This is a genomic window from Flavobacterium sp. (genome assembly GCF_041392085.1).
Lineage (GTDB): Bacteria > Bacteroidota > Bacteroidia > Flavobacteriales > Flavobacteriaceae > Flavobacterium.
Window position 1 is genome coordinate 117,993 of the sequence record NZ_JAWKMW010000005.1, and the last position, 15,678, is coordinate 133,670.

The window sequence follows — 15,678 nt, forward strand, 5'->3', positions numbered from 1 at the left end:
AAATCCGAACTCATCGTCCGGATTCTCTTATTATTTCGTTTTAGGATAACTATTATTCTCTTGATTCACATCGGCCATTAAACCGCTCGGGTCAATCACCACCGATTTAATTTTCGCTTTTGCTTGTGAAAGTGAAAATTCATACGTTGGATACGCCCAATCCCAGCCTTTCAAAACGGTTCGTTTTACTTGTGGGTACGGGTTTTCTTTTTCCCATCGCATCAACGGGTTGGGGATGTAAAAACTTTCTACCGTGCCGTCTTCGTAGGAAACTAAAATATCCAACGGCATGGGCATTCTTCCGATGCGTTCTAAGGTAACTTTTCCGTTATCGTCGATGTTTTTAATGCCGTAATCAATGGTGTTGGTGGTTTGCGTCCAATCGACCAAATACCAGTCTAACACCGCACCTGAAACGCGTTCTGCCGAACGTTTAAAATCATTGGGCGTTGGATGCGTAAATTGATAATCGTGGTAATAGCGTTGTAAGGTTTTAAACATGTTATCCATGCCAATCACATATGCCAATTGGGTCAGGAAAACGGTCCCTTTGCTGTACGAAGAAATACCGTACACCATATTTTCATCATACCGATCAGCATGCGTAGATTGCGGTTGCTCACGACCGGTGCTCACCATATAGAAATAGTTGTTGTACGCACTTTGAAACGGGTTTTCGTCATCCTTTTTGTTTTTAGGGGGCATCACTTGCGTCATCGCCATGTCGGAAATAAATGAAGTAAATCCTTCGTCCATCCATTCGTGCTTACTTTCGTTGGTCGCCAATACGTGCTGAAACCAAGTGTGAGCCAGTTCATGAGCGGTAACGCCTACTAAACTGCCTAACGAACGTTTTCCGGTGATGAGCGTACACATGGCATATTCCATTCCGCCATCGCCACCTTGAATGACTGAATATTGTTTATAGGGATAAACGCCAATTGTTTTATTGAAAAAGCTCAATAATTCCGCTGTTTTAGGTTGTAAAGCTTTCCAGTTTTCAAGAATTTCTTTATCGTTTTTATAGAAGAAATGAAGCTCAACACCATTTTCTCCGATGATTTTGTCGTGGATGTAATTGTTATCGGCACCCCAAGCAAAATCATGTACTTTAGGAGCTACGAAATGCCACGTTAAGGTTTTGTTTTTTTTCGGATGATTCACCACCACGCCTTCGTCTTGATAACCGTGACCAATTTCGTTTTTGTTTTGCAAATAGCCGGAAGCACCAATCGTGTAGGTTTTATCAATCGTAATTTTTACATCAAAATTACCCCAAACACCGTGAAATTCTCTGCCAATGTAAGGGTCAGCATGCCAGCCTTCAAAATCAAATTCACAGATTTTCGGATACCATTGCGTCATCGATAGAGCCACCCCTTCGGAACTATTTCTTCCCGAACGACGAATTTGCTCCGGTACTTGTCCGTCAAAATCCAACGTAAAAGTCGATTTTGATTTGGGAAGAATGGGTTTTACTAACGTAACTTCTAAAATGGTTCCCACCACTTTTGTCGTAGCAACTTGTCCGTCTTGTTTAAAATTAGCGATTTTTAAATAGCCAATTTGCTCCGGTTTCAAGGTAGAAATTCTACTTTCTTTGACTTCTTTGTCGCCTACTTTGAAGCTTTTTACCATTCGTTTATCCGGGTCGGTTATCGTTTGTAAACGAATATCCATTTCGCTTCCCGGTTGAAAGGCATTAAAATACAAATGATAAAACACTTTTCGAAGTGTGTCATTTGAATTGTTGGAATATTCTAATGTTTGTGTTCCTTTGTATTGAGAGGTTTTCACATCCATAGACAACTCCATTTTGTAATCGGCTTGTTGTTGCCAATAACCAGGATTGGGGTTGTTTTGGGCAAAAGCAATTCCAGAAAGTAGACCAATAGAAAGGATAAAAAGTTTTTTCATCGTTTTTTATTTTGACATTTTTTCTGCCATTAAAATAGCATTATACGCATTCACAATTTTTCCTGTTCCTGATAATTCAGTAAAGTTAGCTTTGTTTGAATTTTCTCCACCAATAGCAATCGTTCTGTTGATTAAAATGCCACTTTCTTTAAGGATTTGTTTTACTTGGGCCGCTTTTAAATTGGGATAATACGAACGAATCAAAGCCGCAACACCTGCCGCATTGGGCGAGGCCATCGAAGTACCTTGCTCGTATTTAAATTCTTGGTTAGGCACAGTGGCATAAATTTTTACACCGGGAGCAAAAACATCTACATCTTTTTTTCCGTAGTTAGAAAAAGTGGCAACCATCTTCGTGCCATATTCATAATTTAATGCTCCGATTTTAATGAAATTAGAAGCAATTTCTTGTTCACCTACTCGGTCGTTTGGATAGCTTTCCACCACATCTAAATTGTCGGTGTCGTTTCCGGCTGCGTGCACGAACAATACATCTTTGCTTTCCGCATATTTAATAGCGTCATGCACCCATTCTTTCTGAGGAGAATAGCCTTTTCCAAAACTACCGTTGATCACTTTGGCACCGTTGTCAGCCGCATAACGAATGGCAAGAGCGATGTCTTTGTCATATTCATCACCATTTGGTACTGCACGAATGGCCATGATTTCAACACCTGTAGCCACACCGTCGCCGCCTAAATTATTTCCACGTACTTGGGCAATAATTCCGGCTACGTGAGTACCATGCATAGCATATTTTTTATCCGGTCCCCAAACTTGGTTGTTGCCATAATATTTGGTGGAAAAATCTTCAGCATTGTCCCCTAAAATCTTGCGACCGTCATATTCCAAATTTAAATTATAGTTCAATTGGTCATAGATATAATCTTTGAAGTCATTGATTTCTTTTTTAAACTCTTCAACCGTAGTAGTTGAAAGTACTTGAAGCATAACCAATTTGTAATTTCCCAAAGTAGCATCAGTTGTTAAAATCGATTTGATGTCTTGAAGGGTGTAATTTTCTTTTTTCAAATGGTCGGAAATGGCTTTATCAGCCGCAAGGATAAAATCCAATTGCTGTTTGTTACCCAAAATTTCTTCTTTTTTGCTATCGTATTTTGCTTGAAGCTTTTTATATGCTTCTGAACCGTCATCCCCTTTTTTAAGCAAACGAACAAACTCATAATTTTCATGAATGATATCTCCAAGGAAATTCCAACCGTGAATGTCATCCACATAACCATTTTTATCATCATCGATTCCGTTTCCGGGAATTTCTTTAGCGTTTGTCCAAACGCGACCTTTTAAATCATCGTGTTCAATGTCAGTACCGCTATCGATTACTGCGACAATTACTTTTTGACCTTTTTTACCTTTCAAAAGTTCATTATACGCTCGGTCAACACTCATGCCCGGAATCGTATCTTTGATGAGGTCTAAATGACTCCAACGCAACAATTCTGCATCAGTTATTTTGGCGTTTTTTAAAGGAACGCTTTCAGATGTAATCGGTTTTAATTGTTGGTAAGCTATATTTTTTTGGGTACCGCAACCGGTTAACAAAACACCGGAAACAGCTAAGATAGATAAAGATTTAATAGAATTCATTAATTTGATTTTTTGGAGTAAAAATAGGATTTTTAAAAGCGAAAGTAATGAGATTAACACTATGTTAAGACATCTTCACAACGGAAAACTTCTTTCAAACGAACACCTTTTTCGGTTTTTTCAACCGTGATGATTTCGTTATGAGCATCGTGTTCTAAAAATAAATAGTAATTGTTTTCGGCTGCGGCATTCATGAATTTTGCTTTTTCATCCAAGGTTAAAAGCGGTCGGGTATCATAACCCATCACATACGGAATCGGGATATGTCCGGCTGTTGCCAATAAATCCGCACAAAAAACAATGGTTTTATCTTGGTATTGGATGTGAGGCAACATTTGTTTTTCAGTATGTCCATCCGCATAAAAAATGCCAAAATTTAATTCTTCAGAAAAGCCAAAATCTGAATTTGGTCTTTTGATAAAATTTAGCTGACCACTTTCCTGCATTGGAAAGATATTTTCATGCAAAAAAGAAGCTTTTTCACGTGAATTGGGTTTGGTTGCCCATTCCCAATGGTTTTCGTTCGTCCAAAATTTCGCATTTTTAAAAGCGACTTCGTAACCTGTGCGGTCTTTGTTCCAATTAACACTTCCGCCACAGTGATCAAAATGCAAATGCGTCATAAAAACATCCGTTACATCATCCCGATGAAAACCATATTTTGCCAAGGATTTATCTAATGAATGTTCGCCCCAAAGCGAATAATAACCAAAAAATTTATCCGATTGTTTGTTGCCCATTCCGGTGTCAATCAGGGTCAATCGATTTCCGTTTTCAATCAATAAACAACGAGCCGCAATATCGATGAGGTTGTTTTCGTCTGCCGGATTGGTTCGGCTCCAGATGGTTTTTGGTACTACGCCAAACATGGCTCCACCGTCAAGTTTAAAATTTCCGGCTTCAATGGGGTATAGTTTCATAATCGTAATTTGAAGTAAAATGTTTCGCAAATTACTAAAAACTTATCTTTTCAAAGCGGAATTATAACTATTTTCTATCAATCCATTCGTTATAAAAATGTTAGCAACGCTTTTAAAATTCTTAATTTGATGTATCTTTGCAGTTAATTTAGACAAAATCAAAATAACGCATGATAAAAGTTTCAGATACAGCCAGAAAAAAAATCATCGATTTGATGCAAGATGATGGTTTTGATGCCGCTCGTGACTATGTTCGTGTTGGCGTAAAAAGCGGTGGATGTTCCGGTTTGTCTTATGAATTAAAATTTGACAAAGAAATAGGAGAAAACGATAAAGTATTCGAAGACAACGATATAAAGGTAGCCGTAGAAAAGAAAAGTTTTCTCTACTTAGCCGGTACAATTTTAGAATTTTCAGGGGGATTAAACGGAAAAGGATTTGTATTTAATAACCCGAATGCAAATAGAACATGTGGGTGTGGAGAATCATTCTCACTTTAATTAGACTACAATGGCAAAATATACAGAAGACGATTTAAAAGTTGAACTGGAAACCAAAGAATACGAATATGGTTTTTATACCGAATTAGATTCGGAAACGTTTCCGGTGGGCTTAAATGAAGATATCGTTCGGGCAATTTCACTCAAAAAAGGAGAACCTGAATGGATGACCAATTGGCGTTTAGAAGCCTTTCGTGCTTGGCAAGAAATGAGCGAACCAGAATGGGCTAACGTACGTTATGAAAAACCTGATTTTCAGTCGATTTCATATTATTCTGCTCCAAAAAAAGCAGATCCGAATAAAACCCTTGATGATGTGGACCCGGAATTACTAGCGATGTACAAAAAGTTGGGAATTTCCATCGATGAACAAAAAAAATTGAATAATGTTGCGATGGATATCGTAGTGGATTCAGTATCTGTGGCAACAACCTTCAAAAAAACATTGGCTGAAAAAGGCATCATTTTTATGAGTATTTCGGAAGCTATCAAAGAGCATCCGGAGTTGGTTCAAAAATACATCGGTAGCGTTGTGCCGCCCAAAGATAATTTTTATGCGGCATTGAACTCCGCTGTTTTTTCAGATGGAAGTTTCTGTTATATTCCTAAAGGCGTTCATTGTCCGATGGAATTATCCACGTATTTCCGCATCAATCAAGCCGGAACAGGTCAGTTTGAACGTACGTTAGTTATTGCCGATGAAGGCAGTTATGTGTCCTATTTGGAAGGTTGTACAGCTCCAAGTCGTGACGAAAATCAATTGCATGCTGCAGTAGTGGAATTGATTGCGTTGGACGATGCCGAAATAAAATATTCCACCGTTCAAAACTGGTTTCCCGGAAACAAAGAAGGAAAAGGTGGCGTTTATAACTTTGTGACCAAACGAGGTTTGTGCGAGAAAAATGCCAAAATCTCTTGGACGCAAGTAGAAACAGGATCAGCCGTAACATGGAAGTATCCATCTTGTGTATTGAAAGGCGACAACTCTATTGGCGAATTTTATTCGATTGCCGTAACCAATAATTACCAACAAGCCGATACCGGTACCAAGATGATTCATTTAGGAAAAAACACAAAATCGACTATCATTTCCAAAGGAATTTCAGCCGGAAAGTCACAAAACAGTTACCGAGGTTTGGTTCAAATTTCGTCAAGAGCTGATAATGCTAGAAACTTTTCACAATGTGATTCGCTTTTAATGGGTAATAATTGTGGAGCCCACACCTTTCCGTATATCGAAAGTAAAAATACATCCGCCAAAATCGAACATGAAGCAACGACTTCAAAAATCGGAGAAGATCAGGTTTTTTATTGCAACCAACGTGGAATTCCAACTGAAAAAGCGATTGCTTTAATTGTCAATGGTTTCAGTAAAGAAGTATTGAATAAATTACCAATGGAATTTGCGGTTGAAGCTCAGAAATTGTTGGAGATTTCACTTGAAGGCTCTGTTGGATAATTTGAAAATGAGATAATTTGAAAATGGAAGAGAAAGAAAACGTAATTATAAAATTTACTTTTCAGTTTGCCTTAGATATTATAAAGTACTCTGAGGGTTTGCAAGAAAATAGAAAATTTGTAATTGCTAATCAGCTTTTAAAATCAGGTACTTCTATAGGAGCAAATATCAGAGAAGCTCAAAATGCTGAAAGCAAAGCAGATTTTATTCATAAGTTTAAAATAGCTGCTAAAGAAATTGAAGAAACGATTTATTGGTTAGAGCTCTGTAAATTTTCAGATAATTATCCAAATGTAGATCAATTAATTGAGCAAGTTAACAGTATATCAAGAATAGTCAATAAGATAATAATAACATCAAAACAAAAATAATTTGAAAATTTCAGGGATTCAATTAATTCCAAATTTCCAAATTAACTAATTTCCAAATTAATTATGTTATCAATAAAAAATTTACACGCTTCCATTGAAGACAAAGAAATATTAAAAGGCATCAACCTTGAAATTAAAGCCGGAGAAGTACATGCCATTATGGGTCCAAACGGATCAGGAAAAAGCACACTTTCTGCGGTAATTGCCGGAAATGAAAATTATGAAGTAACCGAAGGTTCTGTTGAATTATTAGGCGAAGATTTATCCGATTTAGCTCCGGAAGAAAGAGCTCACAAAGGCATTTTCTTATCGTTTCAATATCCCGTGGAAATCCCTGGAGTTTCGGTAACGAACTTTATGAAAACGGCCATCAATGAAAGCAGAAAGGCTAACGGAAAAGAAGAAATGCCAGCCAACGAAATGCTGAAATTGATTCGTGAAAAATCAGAATTATTAGAAATTGACCGCAAGTTTTTATCTCGTTCGTTAAACGAAGGTTTCTCGGGAGGAGAGAAAAAGCGGAACGAAATTTTTCAAATGGCGATGTTAGAACCCAAATTAGCCATCTTAGACGAAACTGATTCAGGTTTAGATATTGATGCATTGCGAATTGTAGCAAATGGCGTGAATAAATTGAAAAGCCAAGAAAATGCCGTTTTAGTCATCACGCATTATCAACGTTTATTAGATTATATCATCCCTGATTTTGTTCACGTTTTGATGGACGGAAAAATCGTAAAATCAGGTGGAAAAGAGTTAGCATACGAGTTAGAAGAAAGAGGTTACGATTGGATAAAAGCGGAATTAGTTTAAAATTTGTTTCAGGTTTCAAGTTTCAAGTTTTTCTCGTTTAATTAGTATAAACCATTTAAATATTTATAAGCCATGGCAACAATTACAAAGTTTGAAGATTTAGAAATTTGGCAAGAAGCCAGAAAACTTGCGAAAGAAATTTACATTATTTCTAAAGAAACTGATTTAAAAACAGATTTTAGATTTAAAGAGCAAATAAAAGCATCATCTGGTTCAGTGATGGATAATATTGCTGAAGGGTTTGAGAGAGATGGAAACATTGAATTTCGTCATTTTTTATCCATCGCAAAAGGATCTGCCGGAGAATCAAGATCACAAATTTATAGACTTTTCGATTACGAATATATTTCAGAAGAAAAGTTTGAAGATTTGAAAACAAAATATGAAATTTTAAGCGGTAAGATTAAAAATTTTATAACCTATTTAAACAAAAAAGATTTTAAAGGGAACAAATTTCAATAACTTGAAACTTGAAACCTGAAACTTGAAACCAATAAAATGGATTTAAAAGAAAAACTCATATCATCCTTCATGGCTTTTGAAGAAAAAGTTGATGTAACTGCACAGTTGCATGATATCCGAACTTCTGCCATCAAAAACTTTGAAAATAAGGGCTTCCCCACTAAAAAAGAAGAAGCTTGGAAATATACATCACTGAATTCGGTCTTAAAAAATGATTTCTCTGTTTTTCCTAAACAGGAAAATGCAATTGAATTTAAAGATGTCAAGCAATTTTTTCTACACGAAATTGATACGTATAAATTGGTTTTTGTGGACGGTAAATTCAGTTCGTTTTTATCGTCAACTACGCACGAAGGAATTGATGTTTGTTTACTTTCTTCTGTGTTGACAAAGCCAAAATACAAAATGGTTTTGGATACGTATTTCAACCAAATCGCCAGTAAAGACGAGAGTTTAACTACTTTAAATACTGCTTTTGCACAAGAAGGAGCGTTCATCAACATCCCAAAAAGCAAAGTAGCCGACAAACCAATTGAAATCATTCATTTCTCCACCGGAGTCGAAAGTGCGTTGATGGTGCAACCTCGCAATTTGATTATCGTGGGCGAAAATGCTCACGTGCAAATCATCGAACGCCATCAAAGTTTAAACAGCAATCCGGTTTTGACCAATTCAGTAACCGAAATTTTTGCTCAAAAACGAGCCATTGTCGATTATTATAAAATTCAAAACGACGAACAAACGGCCAATTTGATTGACAACACGTATATTTCTCAAAAACAAGAGAGTAGGGTAGCGGTTCATACGTTTTCATTTGGTGGAAACATTACCAGAAACAACCTGAATTTCTATCATTTTGGCGAACGAATCGATTCCACCTTAAAAGGAATTACAATCATTGGCGACAAGCAACACGTGGATCATTACACGTTAGTGAATCACGCCACACCCAATTGCGAAAGCCATCAAAACTATAAAACCATTTTAGGCGGAAGTTCCACCGGCGTTTTCAACGGAAAGATTTTCGTAGAAAAAGAAGCCCAAAAAACCGATGCTTTTCAGCAAAACAACAACATTTTGTTGAGCGACAAAGCCACCATCAACGCTAAACCACAATTGGAAATTTTTGCCGATGATGTCAAATGTTCACACGGTTGCACAATTGGTCAATTAGACGAAAGTGCAATGTTCTATATGCAACAACGCGGTATTCCGCAAAAAGAAGCCAAAGCGTTATTGCTGTATGCGTTCTCCAAAGAAGTCATCGAAAGCATCAAAATACCGGAACTCAAACAACGCATCATGAAGATTATTGCGACGAAATTGGGAGTGAATTTGGGGTTTGATTTGTAGGGTTTAACCGCAAAGGAAGCTAAGATTTTCACAAAGGACGCAAAGTTTAGATTGTTGACTTTGCGTCATTTGCGATTTTACTTTGATTAAAAATTAGAAAAATCTCTAAGAATTTATTTTTGCTAAGACAATTTTTAGTTTTAGTTCTTCACTAAAATCGTATTCATACAGTATGGAATAAATAATTTCTAGTAAAAGGTCTTTTTCGATTCTATTGTCAGCAACATCGACTGCAATATTCTCCATTTTATCAATAAACTTTGGAACTATAAAACCACAGTTGTTTATTTCTAAGAAATATGCTGAAAGTGCAATAGAAGCTCTTTTATTACCGTCATTAAAACAGTGATTTTTATTTATTGAAAAAAAAAGATGAGTTAGTTTGTCCTCGAAATTAGGATAATATAGGTCATTTTTCGTGTGTTCAATAGAACTTTCAAGTAAGCCATAATTGATTATTCCTAGGATACCGCCTGAATTAATAATTATTTGGTCATGAACTTTTAAGCATGTTCTGCATCAAAATAGATATATTCATTCATTATTTATCTATCTTTTAGTCTCTTGAATATTTCAAGTAGTTGTTCGTCTTCCATAACTCTATCAATTAATTCTTTGCTTTTATCTCCTAAAAAACGATCATATTCATCTCCATTTAATGATCCAATATATGGTTTTAGTCTCTCATGAATTATATTTCTTAAACCATAATCTCTACAAGCCATTTTTGTTCTCACATCTTCTAATTGAGGTATCCAAAACCGATTATTAGAAAAATCCTCAATTAAGGCATCTAATTCAGTTGGTTGAAGTTTCCTTTTTAATTCATCAAATTTAATTCTCATTGCATCTGCAATTCCAATTTCAAAAGAAGCAATAAGTTTTAAAACCTCAGAATACATAGTGTCTCGAGGATTTTCTCTATCTTCAAGTTGCAAGATTTGTTTATATTCTTTCGAGTTTTCATGAAAGATTGCTTCATAGATTTTATCAGTATACATTGAGTATTTGTAATTACCCATATCTAAATATAAATTTAGGGCGTTAGTGAATTCTTTTCTATAAACAGGCTCTCGCATTATCGCAACGATAAAATCTTCATCACGTTGATTTATATATTTTGTTGAACCTCCAACTTTTTGATTTAAAGTATCTATTACAATATCAAGAACAACGCTTCTTAAAGCTTTTGCTTTTTCACTTTCTGTTAAAAGCATTCCAAGATTTAAAAAGGCTCTAAAATTAAACACGCCTAGTTGTGGTGCTTTTGCCCCTTCTCTCAGCATCCAACCAAATTCTTCTTTAAATTCTTTTAATGATTTTCCTTTTAAATTTTCATAACCATTATGCTTTAATTCCTCTTCATTACTCGATAAATATCTTTCAATAGTTGATATATCTACACCATAAAAATCAGAAACTTGTAATTTTGTGAATCTATATTCTCCCTTAAAAAACATACCGCTGACACCTATATATTCTTGAATATTCTCTATAGCTATTTTGTTGTTTAAAATATTCTGTCTGTCAACGGCAGACATAGTTAAATCTTTTTTCATAAACAAAAATTGTTAATAACTTTTATTGTTTCCCTTATTTATGAGGGGAACATTCTTTAAAATACTGATTTTACTGGGGTTTACACAACTTAAAAATATTAACAAAAAGAAAATAATTTTAGTTAGTAAAATAAATTATACAAAGGTATGAAATACTATAGTTCTTTATTTATTCAAACTCCCCAAAACATCCCTCATCATCCCATTAAAATCAAAATCCTCATCTTCCGTCAAACCAAAACGAACAATCACCATTTCTTTAGAGGGAATAATGATGACTTTTTGCCCTTGATAACCACTCGCATAATACATGTCTTTCGGAACATCAGGATAAGTTCCGCCGGCATTTAACCAAAAATGACCACCATAAGCACCGTTGGAAGTAGGAGTAGGTGTTGCCACATACTTTGCCCAATTTTTATCAAAAAGCTGTTCACCATTCCAATTGCCTTCTTGCAAATACAATAAGCCAAATTTTGCCCAATCGCGAGTGGTGGCCCAACCATACGATGAACCCACGAAATTCCCGGCCATATCCGATTCAATCAACATCGAATGCATACCGATTTTATCAATTAATGACGAATACCAAAAATCTAAATATTCCTGATGGGTTGCAAATTTTCTTCGCAAAATTCCGGAAAGCAAATTCGTTGTTCCTGAAGAGTAATTCCAATGCGTGTTAGGGGCAAAAGCAGCCGGTTTTTCCAATTGCACTTTAGGCATATCTTCGGCCAAGAAAAGCATTTCTGTTACATCACAAATTTTTCCATAATCTTCTTCCCATTCCAAACCGGAATTCATTTGAATCAAATGGTGTAATGTAATCTTAGAACGTTCATCTTTCGCCCATTCCGGCAAACCAACGGGTTGATTAATGTCAATTTTTCCTTGTTGCTGTAAAATTCCAAAATAAGTCGCTGTGATACTTTTGGTCATCGACCAACCCAAGAATTTGGTGTTTTTAGAAAATCCGTCTTCGTATTTCTCAGCAATGATTTTGTCTTTATAAATGACCAAAAGAGCTCGTGTTCGTTTGTTTTTTTTACCTTTTTTATCAAAAGCATTCGCAACCGCTTGATTCAGTTTTTCGTAATTCACTTCCGGAAAAACGCTGTCTTTGGGTTCCAAATTTCCATACGGAAAAGGTAAATTAAGAGCTGTTTTATTTCGTTTCGGAACCAAATACGGTTTTGTTTCATCAAAATCATCATTTATTAAAGTAGCTCCCAAACCTTCTCGGTAAATGGCTTTGCGTTTTTTTAATCCGAAAGCAGAAGAAATAACAAATTTTCCTTGTTCATTGATTTCATTGGTTGCCAATCGAACACTTTCAATGTCATTGTCGCCACTTTCAATAATTTCGAGTGATCGTCCGTCAATAAAATGTCCGGAAGCTACACTTTTTGCCGAAAATCCGGAAACGATATCTAATTTTGGATAGGTCGTTATACCAACATAAACGACAGCTAATAAAAGCAAAACACCTAAAAATTTAAAAAACTTTTTCATTTGAATTTTATTTTTTGCAATGTATAAAATAATAGGAAATAAAAAACAGCATTTGAGGTCTTTCAACTCTCACAATTCATAAAAATTCGTGAATTCGTGGCAGATACGCAATCCTTTTTACTACTTTTGTATTTAGAATTTTTCTAAATAAAAAATGATAAACATTCAGAAAATCAGAGCCGATTTCCCGATACTTTCGCAAACCGTAAACGGAAAACCGCTTGTCTATTTCGATAACGCCGCCACTTCGCAAAAACCTCAAGTAGTAATTGATGCCGAAGCGAACTATTACAAAGAAATTAATGCCAATATTCATCGTGGAGTGCATACTTTAAGTCAATTGGCTACCGATGCATATGAAGCGTCTCGTCAAAAAATTCAACAACATATCAATGCTAAATTCAGTCACGAAGTGCTTTTTACTTCTGGCACTACACACGGTATTAATTTGGTAGCGAATGGATTTGCGAGTTTTCTAAAACCGGGTGATGAGGTCATGGTTTCTGCATTAGAACACCACAGCAACATTGTCCCTTGGCAAATGCTTTGCGAAAAAACGGGAGCGAAATTAGTCGTGATTCCGATGAACGAAACCGGCGAATTAATTCAATCTGAATACGAATTATTACTTTCACAAAAAACCAAAATCGTAACCGTTAATCATATTTCAAATGCGTTGGGGACCATCAATCCAATCAAATGGATGATTGAAAAAGCCCGCGAAGTTGGAGCAGCCGTTTTAATCGATGGAGCACAAGCAACTCCACATTTGAAACCCGATGTGCAAGACTTAGATTGTGATTTTTATGTATTTTCCGGACACAAAATCTGCGGACCAACAGGAACCGGAATTATATATGGTAAAGAAGCTTGGTTGAATAAACTGCCACCCTATCAAGGGGGCGGCGAAATGATTTCCACCGTTTCGTTTGAAAAAACCACGTATGCAGAATTGCCACACAAATTTGAAGCCGGAACACCCAATATTGCGGGAGGAATTGTCCTTGGAACCGCCATTGATTATCTCAATGAAATTGGTTTTGAAAACATTGCCGCCTACGAACACGAATTGTTAGAATACGGAACCAACCGATTATTAGAAATTGAAGGATTAAAAATTTATGGCACTTCTAATCAAAAAACTTCCGTAATTTCGTTTAATCTTGATGGCATTCATCCGTATGATGTTGGTACGATTATTGACAAGTTAGGTGTAGCGGTTCGCACCGGACATCATTGTGCTCAACCGATTATGGATTTTTATCAAATCCCGGGAACGTTGAGAGCTTCGTTTGCGTTTTATAACACCAAAGAAGAAATTGACGCCTTGGTGGAAGCCGTTAAAAAAGCAAAACTAATGTTGTCTTAAAAAAAACAGATTATGAAAACGATTACAATGATTTTTCTGTCGCTTTTTTTAGCGAATGATTGCAGTCAAAAGGAAAAAGAAGAAATGAAAAAAGCGACCATCGAATACCAAGCCATTTCGAGAGGAAGCTATTTCAATATACAAATTCAGAATGAAACACTTTCCATTGTTAAAAAAAGAGATGAAAAGACAAAAGATTACAAACTAGCAAAAGAAGATTGGAAAGAATTGGCAGATTTGTTCATGAAATTAGATTTAGACCAATTAGAAAATTACAAAGCACCAACCGAAAAACGATTTTATGACGGTGCCGCAATGGCCAATGTCAGAATTGTGTATGAAGGTAAAGTTTACCAATCTCAAACCTTTGATCATGGTAGTCCGCCAGTTGAAATAGAAGGGTTTGTAAACAAAATAGTTTCGTTTGTAAAAACAGAAAGTAATGACAATTAAAGAAATACAAAATGAAATCGTTGACGAGTTTTCAATGTTTGATGATTGGATGCAACGTTATGAATACATCATCGAACTCGGAAAATCATTACCGTTGATTGATGAGAAATTCAAAACCGATGAAAACATTATCAAAGGATGCCAATCAAAAGTATGGTTACAAGGAGAAGAAAATGACGGAAAAATTATGTTTACAGCCGATAGCGATGCTATTTTAACCAAAGGAATCATCGCCATTTTAATCCGAGTATTTTCTAACCAAAAACCATCTGCCATTTTAGAAGCCAAAACCGATTTTATTGATGAAATTGGTTTAAAAGAACATTTGTCACCAACCAGAGCAAACGGTTTGGTTTCGATGATCAAGCAAATAAAAATGTATGCATTAGCTTTTGAAGCTAAAAATTAAAAAAACAATGTTCAGCGAAAGATGCAGAACTAAATTCAGCATAAAATGGAAGAATATAAAGACGAAATAAACCTAGGCGAAAACGTTGTAAAAGTCCTCAAAGGAATTTACGACCCGGAAATACCAGTCGATATTTATGAACTCGGATTAATTTATGATGTCATGATTAACGAAGACAACGACGTGAAAGTGTTAATGACCTTAACTTCACCCAATTGTCCCGTTGCAGAAACTTTACCACAAGAAGTGGAGGAAAAAATAAAATCCATTGATGCCGTTAAATCATGTGAAGTGGAAATCACTTTCGATCCGCCGTGGAGTAAAGATTTAATGAGTGAAGAAGCAAAATTAGAATTAGGGATGCTGTAACAGTTATCAGTTGTCTGTTATCCGTTTTTCAGACAACCGGCAACCGTCAACCGACAACAAAAATGAACGAAATCATCAACAAAGTAGCCAATTCACCCCTTGAAGTGTTCGATTTAGAGGATTATTATCCTGCCGGAATTCGAACACAAATTGATATTGCTCAATGGTTGGAAAAAGGTTTTTTACTAAAAGAAAAAGACTTCCGCGAAGCCTTAAAAAACCATGATTGGTCGCAATACCAAAATCATTTTGTGGCGATTTATTGTTCTACTGAGGCCATTTTACCGGCCTGGGCAACGATTTTAGTAACGGTACATTTGCAACCCTTTGCCCAAAAAATCATTTTAGGGAAAAAAGAAGAAATCGACACTTTGTTATATAATGAATTACTCAATCAAATCGATTATTCCATCTACAGCGATAAACCGGTAATTCTAAAAGGATGTTCTAAAAAACCGGTACCGGAATCAGCGTATATTTTTGCCATGCAAAATCTTCAAAAAGTAGCCAAAAGTGTGATGTTTGGGGAAGCATGCTCTGCTGTTCCGTTATTCAAAAATAAAAGTTAAAAAAAAGCATTACTTTTGTGCTTATTTTTAACACT

General features: G+C 35.8%; 17 protein-coding genes. 11 read left to right on the top strand and 6 right to left on the bottom strand.

What is annotated here, in order from left to right; translation table 11 throughout:
* Window positions 1-30: 30 nt before the first annotated feature.
* The 3 genes from R2782_RS03520 to R2782_RS03530 are packed head-to-tail and all read right to left on the bottom strand — an operon-like array spanning window position 31 to window position 4,445.
* Window positions 31-1,917 (bottom strand): M1 family metallopeptidase, encoded by a 1,887-nt coding sequence (locus R2782_RS03520; RefSeq protein WP_371266693.1) that lies wholly within the window; start codon window positions 1,915-1,917, stop codon window positions 31-33.
* A 6-nt stretch (window positions 1,918-1,923) separates the two neighbouring features.
* Window positions 1,924-3,525 (bottom strand): S8 family peptidase, encoded by a 1,602-nt coding sequence (locus tag R2782_RS03525; RefSeq protein WP_371266694.1) that lies wholly within the window; start codon window positions 3,523-3,525, stop codon window positions 1,924-1,926.
* A 59-nt stretch (window positions 3,526-3,584) separates the two neighbouring features.
* Window positions 3,585-4,445, bottom strand: coding sequence for an MBL fold metallo-hydrolase (locus R2782_RS03530; protein ID WP_371266695.1), 861 nt, complete (start codon window positions 4,443-4,445; stop codon window positions 3,585-3,587).
* Window positions 4,446-4,615: 170 nt separating this feature from the next.
* Here R2782_RS03530 and R2782_RS03535 point away from each other — a divergent pair, with 170 nt between their 5' ends.
* The 6 genes from R2782_RS03535 to sufD all read left to right on the top strand — a co-directional run bounded on the left by R2782_RS03535 (window position 4,616) and on the right by sufD (window position 9,403).
* Entirely contained in the window at window positions 4,616-4,945 is a 330-nt protein-coding gene (locus tag R2782_RS03535; RefSeq protein WP_371266696.1) for a HesB/IscA family protein, read from the top strand.
* Between the two features lie 10 nt (window positions 4,946-4,955).
* Window positions 4,956-6,404 carry a Fe-S cluster assembly protein SufB gene (gene sufB, locus R2782_RS03540; protein WP_371266697.1) on the top strand — a complete coding sequence of 483 codons (1,449 nt, stop codon included), beginning with the start codon at window positions 4,956-4,958 and terminating at the stop codon, window positions 6,402-6,404.
* 23 nt (window positions 6,405-6,427) lie between these two features.
* Window positions 6,428-6,775: a four helix bundle protein gene (locus tag R2782_RS03545; protein WP_371266698.1), complete on the top strand. Its 348-nt coding sequence runs from the start codon at window positions 6,428-6,430 to the stop codon at window positions 6,773-6,775.
* Window positions 6,776-6,838: 63 nt separating this feature from the next.
* Window positions 6,839-7,588, top strand: coding sequence for a Fe-S cluster assembly ATPase SufC (gene sufC, locus R2782_RS03550; RefSeq protein WP_371266699.1), 750 nt, complete (start codon window positions 6,839-6,841; stop codon window positions 7,586-7,588).
* 72 nt (window positions 7,589-7,660) lie between these two features.
* Window positions 7,661-8,050, top strand: coding sequence for a four helix bundle protein (locus R2782_RS03555; RefSeq protein ID WP_371266700.1), 390 nt, complete (start codon window positions 7,661-7,663; stop codon window positions 8,048-8,050).
* A 36-nt stretch (window positions 8,051-8,086) separates the two neighbouring features.
* Window positions 8,087-9,403: a Fe-S cluster assembly protein SufD gene (gene sufD / locus R2782_RS03560; protein ID WP_371266701.1), complete on the top strand. Its 1,317-nt coding sequence runs from the start codon at window positions 8,087-8,089 to the stop codon at window positions 9,401-9,403.
* Between the two features lie 105 nt (window positions 9,404-9,508).
* Here sufD and R2782_RS03565 read toward each other — a convergent pair whose 3' ends face one another.
* The 3 genes from R2782_RS03565 to R2782_RS03575 form a co-directional block, all read right to left on the bottom strand.
* Window positions 9,509-9,892, bottom strand: coding sequence for a type II toxin-antitoxin system death-on-curing family toxin (locus R2782_RS03565; RefSeq protein WP_371266945.1), 384 nt, complete (start codon window positions 9,890-9,892; stop codon window positions 9,509-9,511).
* A 56-nt stretch (window positions 9,893-9,948) separates the two neighbouring features.
* A complete protein-coding gene (locus R2782_RS03570) occupies window positions 9,949-10,962 on the bottom strand; it encodes a DNA-binding protein (protein ID WP_371266702.1) in 1,014 nt (337 codons plus the stop codon).
* 165 nt (window positions 10,963-11,127) lie between these two features.
* Complete coding sequence (locus tag R2782_RS03575; RefSeq protein WP_371266703.1) at window positions 11,128-12,474, bottom strand: serine hydrolase domain-containing protein; 1,347 nt, start codon at window positions 12,472-12,474, stop codon at window positions 11,128-11,130.
* Between the two features lie 154 nt (window positions 12,475-12,628).
* Here R2782_RS03575 and R2782_RS03580 point away from each other — a divergent pair, with 154 nt between their 5' ends.
* The 5 genes from R2782_RS03580 to R2782_RS03600 all read left to right on the top strand — a co-directional run bounded on the left by R2782_RS03580 (window position 12,629) and on the right by R2782_RS03600 (window position 15,643).
* Complete coding sequence (locus R2782_RS03580; RefSeq protein WP_371266704.1) at window positions 12,629-13,843, top strand: aminotransferase class V-fold PLP-dependent enzyme; 1,215 nt, start codon at window positions 12,629-12,631, stop codon at window positions 13,841-13,843.
* A 12-nt stretch (window positions 13,844-13,855) separates the two neighbouring features.
* Window positions 13,856-14,296, top strand: a complete 441-nt coding sequence (locus tag R2782_RS03585; RefSeq protein WP_371266705.1) for a hypothetical protein — start codon at window positions 13,856-13,858, stop codon at window positions 14,294-14,296.
* On the top strand, window positions 14,286-14,705 hold the full coding sequence (locus R2782_RS03590; protein WP_371266706.1) for a SufE family protein: 420 nt from the start codon (window positions 14,286-14,288) through the stop codon (window positions 14,703-14,705). Before R2782_RS03585 ends, R2782_RS03590 begins: the two co-directional genes overlap by 11 nt.
* Before the next feature lie 45 nt (window positions 14,706-14,750).
* Entirely contained in the window at window positions 14,751-15,074 is a 324-nt protein-coding gene (locus R2782_RS03595) for an SUF system Fe-S cluster assembly protein (protein ID WP_333693585.1), read from the top strand.
* 62 nt (window positions 15,075-15,136) lie between these two features.
* Window positions 15,137-15,643 carry a DUF2480 family protein gene (locus R2782_RS03600; RefSeq protein ID WP_371266707.1) on the top strand — a complete coding sequence of 169 codons (507 nt, stop codon included), beginning with the start codon at window positions 15,137-15,139 and terminating at the stop codon, window positions 15,641-15,643.
* Window positions 15,644-15,678 lie beyond the last annotated feature (35 nt).